We start from the raw sequence: 7,197 nt of genomic DNA on the forward strand, positions 1-7,197 counted from the left end.
ATCTTGGCTTCGTTGCGCTGCCTCCCTGGCGCGAACGAAGTTTTCGGGAGACGTGGCCGAGAGGTCGAAGGCACTCCCCTGCTAAGGGAGCATCTGGGCCAAAACCTGGATCGAGGGTTCGAATCCCTCCGTCTCCGCCAGTAATGGCGGTGGAAACCCCGCAAGTTCTCGGACTTGCGGGGTTTTTGTTTTGGGCTCCCGTTACGCGAATAGCGGAGATATGCCCGTATGCGAATGCGGTCCAGTTTATATCGCAGTCTTAGCGCAACCAGTCCGCGCCAGCTGTATAGGACAACGAATTTTTTCCGGTTTTCAAAATCCGCCAGCTTCCGGGAGACGCGGACGCCTCGACAACCGTGTGCATGGCACTTGATTCGGCATCCGAAGCGAATGGGGCCCGTGTTCGGGACGTGGAGCAGTTCAAGCTACATCGCTATACGCCGCCAATACGCAAATGCAACAGGGCTGCGTGGCACCGGCGCGAATATGTCCGCCACAGTGTGTTGGTGCCAGTACGCCTCGGCGCCAGCGATGATATCCTCCGGTGCGCCGCGGCTTACGGCGTCGCCGATATTGGCGCCGGCAGCCTCGTCTTCAAGCGCATGAACCCGATCCAACGCTTTGCATGTTATTGGTGACACGCGCCCCAAAAGGGCCGCTAGTGTAACGAGACGTAACGTCATCCGCCGTGGGGCAGGTTTGTGCATCAGTTATTACAAGTTTGAAATACGCGGGCCGAAAGCCCTGCGCTATATTGGCTTGAACAAAACATCAAACCCGAAAGGTGAGTCCATGAAGTTCCCACGTGTTGTTGCAATGCTGCTCGGGGGCGTAGCGATTGGCGCGTCGAGCGCGGCCATGGCTGGCGTGAGCGTTGGTGTCAACATTGGTATTCCGGCCCCGGTTTATGTGGCACCTCAGCCGGTCTACGCGCCGCCGCCTCCGCCGCCGGTCGTCTATCAGCCGGCTCCGGTCTATGCAGTGCCGCCGGCGATCGTGATCGGCTGGCACGGCGACCGTTACTGGGACGGGCGTCGTTACTGGAACCATGACGACTGGTACCGTCACCATGGTGGCTATGGCCCGGGTCGCGACCACTGGGATCGCGGCGGCCCTCCGGGGCACTGGCACTAAGCCGCCAGGCCGGTTGCAGGCGTGATGCTCGCAAGGCCTCGCGCAAAAAGAAAGCCGCCCCACGGGGCGGCTTTTGTTTGTCGGCCAATTGCACGATTGCACGCACGACGAGGCGCGTGCAACGATGGCAGGCTTACTCGAGTCCGGCCATGCCGCCTACCACCGCGTTGAAGCCCGAGTCGACATGCACGATCTCGGCGGTCACGCCGCCCGCCAGGTCGGAGAGCAGGAACGCAGCCGTATTGCCGACCTGCTCGATCGTCACGTTACGGTGTAGCGGCGCATTCTGCTCGACGAACTCGAGAATCTTGCCGAAGCTCTTGATACCGCTTGCCGCGAGCGTCTTGATCGGGCCAGCCGAAATGCCGTTCACGCGTACGCCCTTGCCGCCTAGCGAGACCGCGAGGTAGCGCACGCTCGCTTCGAGCGAAGCCTTCGCGAGACCCATCGTGTTGTAGTTCGGGATGGCGCGCTCCGCACCGAGATAGGTGAGGGTGAGCAGCGACGCGTTGTCGGCGAGCATCGGCTGTGCGGCCTTGGCGAGCGCCGGGAAGCTGTAGGCCGAGATGTCGTGCGCGATGCGGAAGTTCTCGCGCGTCATGCCTTCGAGGAAGTCGCCTGCGATCGCTTCGCGCGGCGCAAAGCCGATCGAGTGGACGAGACCGTCGAGCGTGTCCCAGCGCTGCTTGAGCCCGGCGAAGAGCGCCTCGATTTGCGCGTCGTCGGCCACGTCGCAGGGGAACACGAGGTTGCTGCCGAACTCCTGTGCAAACTCGGTGATGCGGTCCTTGAAGCGGTCGCCGACGTACGTGAACGCCAGTTCCGCGCCTTCGCGCTTGCATGCCTGCGCGATGCCGTACGCGATCGAACGGTTCGATAACAGGCCGGTCAACAGGATGCGTTTGCCAGCGAGGAAGCCCATGAATTCTCCTAAATCAGGTCAATGCGCCGGGCGCCTTCAGGGTGGCGCCGCGTGGTTTGGGTAGAATTCTCTCACAATTGACAAGGCATCCCCGGACAAATCCCTTTCTATGATGACAGGAACGCGAAGCAGGACCGCGCGCAGCGCGCTTGGGGCAACGGTTCCTGCGGGGCGGCAGCGCTTTGCCAGGCTGCTCGCATCAGTGGCGGTGGCGCTCGCGTTCGGGGCGCTGGCGATGCCGTCCGCGCACGCCGTGCACGCCATTGCGCAATACGGCGAGCCCAAATATCCGCAAGGCTTTGCGCACTTCGACTACGTGAACCCGGACGCGCCCAAGGGCGGCACGCTGGTGCTCGCCAATCCCGACCGTCTCACGAGCTTCGACAAGTTCAACCCGTTCACTTTGCGCGGCAATGCGGCGCCTGGGCTCGGCATGCTGTTCGAGAGCCTGACGACAGGCAGCCTGGACGAAGTGGCGTCCGCCTACGGCCTGCTCGCCGACGATATCCGCATCGCGCCCGATGGGCTCTCGGTGACATTCCACATCAACCCGAAAGCGCGTTTCTCGAATGGCGACCCGGTGACGGCCGAAGACGTGAAGTTCTCGCTCGACACGTTCAAGAGCCGCCAGTCCGCACCTTCGATGCAGGCGTATTTCAGCGACATCACGCGCGCAGTCGTGGTCGATCCAGCGACGATCCGTTTCGAGTTTCGTGCCAACAACCGCGAGTTGCCGCTCATCGCCGGTGGCATGCCGGTGTTCTCGCGCAAGTGGGGGCTGCGGCCGGACGGCAGCCGCATCGCGTTCGATCAGCTCGCATTCGAGCAGCCGATCGGCAGCGGTCCCTATGTGATCGAGCGCTACTCGAACGGCCGCACCATCACGTACAAGCTCGATCCGAACTACTGGGGCAAGGACCTGCCCGTGCGCGTGGGCACCAACAACTTCGAGCGCATCACCTACAAGCTCTATTCCGACGACGTCGCGCGTCTCGAAGCCTTCAAGGCGGGCGAGTACGACGCGCTCGTCGAAAATGTCGCGCGCAACTGGGTGCGGCGCGACGTCGGCAAGCGCTTCGACAGCGGCGAGCTCATCAAGCGCGAGTTTCCGCAGCACAACGGCACGGGCATGCAAGGCTTCGTCCTGAACCTGCGCAAGCCTGTGTTCCAGGACGTGCGCGTGCGCCGTGCTCTCGATCTCGCGCTCGATTTCCAGTGGCTCGACCGCATGCTGTTCTATAACCAGTACCGTCGCATCGACAGCTGGTTCGTGAACACCGATCTGCAGGCGAAGGGTTTGCCGACACCCGGCGAGCTCGCGCTGCTCGAACCGTGGCGCAAGTCGCTCGATCCCGCCGTGTTCGGGCCGCCGCCCGTGCAGCCCGACACGACCCCGCCGGGTTCGCTGCGCGCGAACCTGCTCAAGGCGCGCGCGCTCCTCGCGGAGGCCGGCTGGACCTACCGCGACGGCGCGCTGCGCAACGCAAAGGGCGAGCCGTTCGTGTTCGAGGTACTCGACGACACGAGCGCTTCGGCGCAATGGGCGCCGATCATGGCGCAGTACACGCAGGCGCTCGCGCGGCTCGGCATCCAGGTGAACTACCGTTCGGTAGATTTCGCGCTCTACCAGAAGCGGCTCGACGACTTCGACTTCGACATGACGACCATCAAGTTCCCGGACGTGCAGGTGCCGGGTGCGGAGCAGGTCGACCGCTTCGGCAGCAAGGCCGCCGACGAGCCGGGCTCGGGCAATCTGCTCGGCCTGAAGTCGCCGCCCGTCGATGCCATCCTCAAGGCGCTCACGCAGGCGCAGACGCTGCCGCAACTGCTCGACGCCACGCACGCGCTCGACCGGGTGCTCATGCACGGCTACTATGTGGTGCCGCAGTGGTACAGCTCGACGCACCGTGTGGCGTACAAGCATACGCTGGCGTATCCGGCGAAATTGCCGCTGTACTATGGCGCGAACGACTGGATCATCTCGACATGGTGGTTCAAGCCGCAGCCCGGGCCGCAAGCCGGCCATTCATGACGAACGAGACTGACACGACGGAAGCAACGAATCATGTGGAGCTACATCGTCAAACGCCTGCTGCTGATGATCCCGACGCTGCTCGGCGTACTCACGCTGACCTTCGGCGTGATCCAGTTCGTACCGGGCGGCCCCGTCGAGCAGGCGGTGCGCGAATTGCGGCGCGGCGCGGAGCAGGGCATGCCGTTCGGCATGCGCGCGCATTCGGGCGTGGACGCGCAGCAGATCGCGCAGCTCAAGCAGCTCTATGGCTTCGACAAGCCGCCGCTCGAGCGCTATTTCCTGATGCTCCGGCGCTTCGCGCGCTTCGATCTCGGCCAGAGCTATTTCCATCACCAGAGCGTGTGGTCGCTCATCATCTCGAAGCTGCCAGTGTCGATCAGCATCGGCCTGTGGACCTTCTTTCTCACCTACCTGATATCGGTGCCGTTGGGCATCGCCAAGGCGGTGCGCAACGGCTCGCGCTTCGATCTCGTGACGAGCCTCGTCGTGCTCGTCGGCTACGCGATTCCGGGCTTCGTGCTGGGCGTGTTGCTGCTCGTGCTGTTCGGTGGTGGCTCGTTCCTGCAATTGTTCCCGCTGCGCAATCTCACCTCCGATAACTGGGACACGCTCTCGCTCGGCGGCAAGATCCTCGACTACCTCTGGCACATCACGCTGCCGGTGACGGCATCGGTGGTGGGCAGCTTCGCCGTCACGACGATGCTGACCAAGAACGCCTTCCTCGAAGAAATTCGTCGCCAGTATGTGCTGACCGCGCGCGCGAAGGGGCTCTCGGAGCGCACCGTGCTCTGGAAGCACGTGTTTCGCAACGCCTTGCTGCCGCTCGTGGTGGGTTTCCCGGCGGCCTTCATCGGCGCGTTCTTCACGGGCAGCCTGCTGATCGAGACGTTGTTTTCGCTCGATGGCCTCGGCCTGCTGTCGTACGAGTCGGTCGTGCGGCGCGACTATCCTGTCGTGCTCGGCACGCTGTATCTGTTTACGTTGATCGGACTGCTAACGAAACTCATCTCCGATCTGTGCTACGTGTGGGTCGATCCCCGCATTCAATTCGAACAACTGGAGCGCTGAGTTGAACCGAGTCCGTACCGGCGCCGAACCCGAACTGCGCACCGAGAGCGTGCGCGCCTTCAAGTCGCCCACGCCCGGCCGTCGCGTGTGGCTGCGCTTCAAGCAGCAGCGCCTTGGCTACTGGAGCCTGATCGTATTTCTTGTCGCGTTCGCGGCGAGTCTCGCCGGCCCGCTCTGGTCCAACGACAAGCCGCTCGTCGTGCGTTACGACGGGCACCTCTATTTCCCGTTGTTCAAGGCCTATCCCGAGACCACATTCGGCGGCGATTTCCCGACGCCCGCTGACTACCTCGATCCGTTCATTCGCCACCGGTTCGACGCGCCCGGCAATTTCGCGATCTATCCGCCTAACCCGTACTACTACGACACGCTCAATTACTTCGCGAAAGTGCCGAACCCGGCGCCGCCTTCGCGCCAGAACTGGCTCGGCACCGACGAGAGCGGCCGCGACCTGTTTGCCCGCTTGCTTTACGGCTTTCGCGTGTCGGTGGAGTTCGCGCTCGTGCTGACCGCCATCGGCACGGTGCTCGGTGTGCTGGCGGGCGCGGTGCAGGGGTACTTCGGCGGCAAGGTCGATATCGTCGGGCAACGGCTCATCGAGATCTGGAGCTCGCTGCCCGAGCTCTATCTGCTCATCATCTTCGCGGCCATCTTCGAGCCGGGCTTCGTGCTGTTGATCGTGCTGCTCTCGCTGTTCGGCTGGATCGGGCTGTCCGACTACGTGCGAGCCGAATTCCTGCGCAACCGCAACCAGGACTATGTGCTCGCCGCGCGCGCGATGGGGCTCTCGAACTGGCAGATCATCTGGCATCACGTGCTGCCCAACAGCCTCACGCCCGTCATCACCTTCCTGCCGTTTCGCATGAGCGGCGCGATTCTCGCACTCACGAGCCTCGATTTTCTCGGCCTCGGCGTTCCGGCGCCTACGCCGAGCCTGGGCGAATTGCTCGCGCAGGGTAAGCGCAATCTCGACGCATGGTGGATCGCGCTCTCGACCTTCGGCGTGCTGGTCGCGACGCTGTTGCTCCTCACGTTCATCGGCGACGCGCTGCGCAACGCGCTCGACACGCGCATTTCCGACGCGATGAAGGCCGGAGGCAACCAGTGAGCGCGTTGCCAGAGGACACTGCCGCGCCGCTCCTCTCGATCGAGCATCTGAGCGTGTGCTTTAACGAGACGCTCGCCGTCGACGACGTCACGCTCGCGATCGGGCGCGGCGAGCGCGTGGCGCTGGTTGGCGAGTCGGGCTCGGGCAAGACCGTCACGGCACTCGCGGTTCTGCGCCTGCTGGACGATGCCAGGATCGTGGGAACGATCCGCCTCGATGGCGAGGATTTGCTCGCGAAAGGCGAGCGCGCGATGCGCGGCCTGCGCGGCAGTGACGTCGCCATGATCTTCCAGGAGCCGATGACGGCGCTCAATCCGCTCTACACGATCGGCGAGCAGATCGCAGAGACGATCGTGCTGCACGACGGCGTGACGAAGAAGGAGGCCTACGAGCGCGCGGTGAAGCTGCTCGAGCGCACCGGCATTGACGAGGCGCGGCGGCGCGTGTCGAGCTATCCGCATCAGCTCTCGGGCGGCCAGCGCCAGCGCGTGATGATCGCGATGGCGCTCGCGTGCCGTCCGCGCCTCCTGCTCGCCGACGAGCCGACCACGGCCCTCGACGTGACCATCCGCGGCCAGATCGTCGATCTGCTGCTCGAGCTGCAGCGCGACGAGGCGCAGCGCCGCGGCATGTCGGTGCTGCTCATCACGCACGACCTGAATCTCGTGCGCCGCTTCGCGCAGCGCGTGGCCGTGATGGAGAAGGGGCGGCTCGTTGAGTCGGGCAGCGTCGAGCAGATTTTCGAATCGCCGCAGCACTCGTACACGCAGCGGCTCATCGCGAGCCGCCCGGAGCGCCACGTGCTGCCCGTGCTGCCGATCGCGCCGGTGCTGCTGCAGGCGAAGGATGTGATCGTCGACTTCGCAACGAAGCTGCCGGGCTTTCGCGGGTGGTGGCACAAGGGGCGCTATCGCGCCGTGAACGACGTGA

6 protein-coding genes and 1 tRNA gene are annotated in these 7,197 nt (G+C 64.1%); 6 read left to right on the top strand and 1 reads right to left on the bottom strand.

Annotated features, from left to right (window positions below):
* Positions 1 to 46: 46 nt before the first annotated feature.
* Positions 47 to 140: transfer RNA gene (locus tag VMJ11_RS07715), tRNA-Ser, on the top strand.
* A gap of 652 nt (positions 141 to 792) precedes the next feature.
* The gene (locus tag VMJ11_RS07720; protein ID WP_325618567.1) at positions 793 to 1,134 is read left to right on the top strand and encodes a hypothetical protein; all 342 of its coding nucleotides are present in this window, start codon (positions 793 to 795) and stop codon (positions 1,132 to 1,134) included.
* Between the two features lie 133 nt (positions 1,135 to 1,267).
* On the opposite strand, the gene fabI is transcribed toward VMJ11_RS07720, so the two are convergent.
* The gene (fabI, locus tag VMJ11_RS07725; protein ID WP_325618569.1) at positions 1,268 to 2,056 is read right to left on the bottom strand and encodes an enoyl-ACP reductase FabI; all 789 of its coding nucleotides are present in this window, start codon (positions 2,054 to 2,056) and stop codon (positions 1,268 to 1,270) included.
* 109 nt (positions 2,057 to 2,165) lie between these two features.
* Here fabI and VMJ11_RS07730 point away from each other — a divergent pair, with 109 nt between their 5' ends.
* The 4 genes from VMJ11_RS07730 to VMJ11_RS07745 form a co-directional block, all read left to right on the top strand.
* Positions 2,166 to 4,088, top strand: a complete 1,923-nt coding sequence (locus tag VMJ11_RS07730; protein WP_414694333.1) for an extracellular solute-binding protein — start codon at positions 2,166 to 2,168, stop codon at positions 4,086 to 4,088.
* Positions 4,089 to 4,121: 33 nt separating this feature from the next.
* The gene (locus VMJ11_RS07735; RefSeq protein WP_325618573.1) at positions 4,122 to 5,159 is read left to right on the top strand and encodes a microcin C ABC transporter permease YejB; all 1,038 of its coding nucleotides are present in this window, start codon (positions 4,122 to 4,124) and stop codon (positions 5,157 to 5,159) included.
* A gap of 1 nt (position 5,160) precedes the next feature.
* A complete protein-coding gene (locus VMJ11_RS07740) occupies positions 5,161 to 6,267 on the top strand; it encodes an ABC transporter permease (protein WP_325618575.1) in 1,107 nt (368 codons plus the stop codon).
* Positions 6,264 to 7,197, top strand: a 934-nt coding sequence (locus tag VMJ11_RS07745) for an ATP-binding cassette domain-containing protein (protein ID WP_325618577.1), incomplete at its 3' end; no start/stop codon positions are given. The genes VMJ11_RS07740 and VMJ11_RS07745, both read left to right, overlap by 4 nt.

Source organism: Paraburkholderia sp. (assembly GCF_035501035.1).
Taxonomy (GTDB): domain Bacteria; phylum Pseudomonadota; class Gammaproteobacteria; order Burkholderiales; family Burkholderiaceae; genus Paraburkholderia.

What these genes read in the sequence shown, in the direction of transcription:
- VMJ11_RS07720 (WP_325618567.1), top strand. Translation starts at nt 793, where the DNA reads ATGAAGTTCCCACGTGTTGTTGCAATGCTGCTCGGGGGCGTAGCGATT.
- fabI (WP_325618569.1), bottom strand. Translation starts at nt 2,056, where the DNA reads ATGGGCTTCCTCGCTGGCAAACGCATCCTGTTGACCGGCCTGTTATCG.
- VMJ11_RS07730 (WP_414694333.1), top strand. Translation starts at nt 2,166, where the DNA reads ATGATGACAGGAACGCGAAGCAGGACCGCGCGCAGCGCGCTTGGGGCA.
- VMJ11_RS07735 (WP_325618573.1), top strand. Translation starts at nt 4,122, where the DNA reads ATGTGGAGCTACATCGTCAAACGCCTGCTGCTGATGATCCCGACGCTG.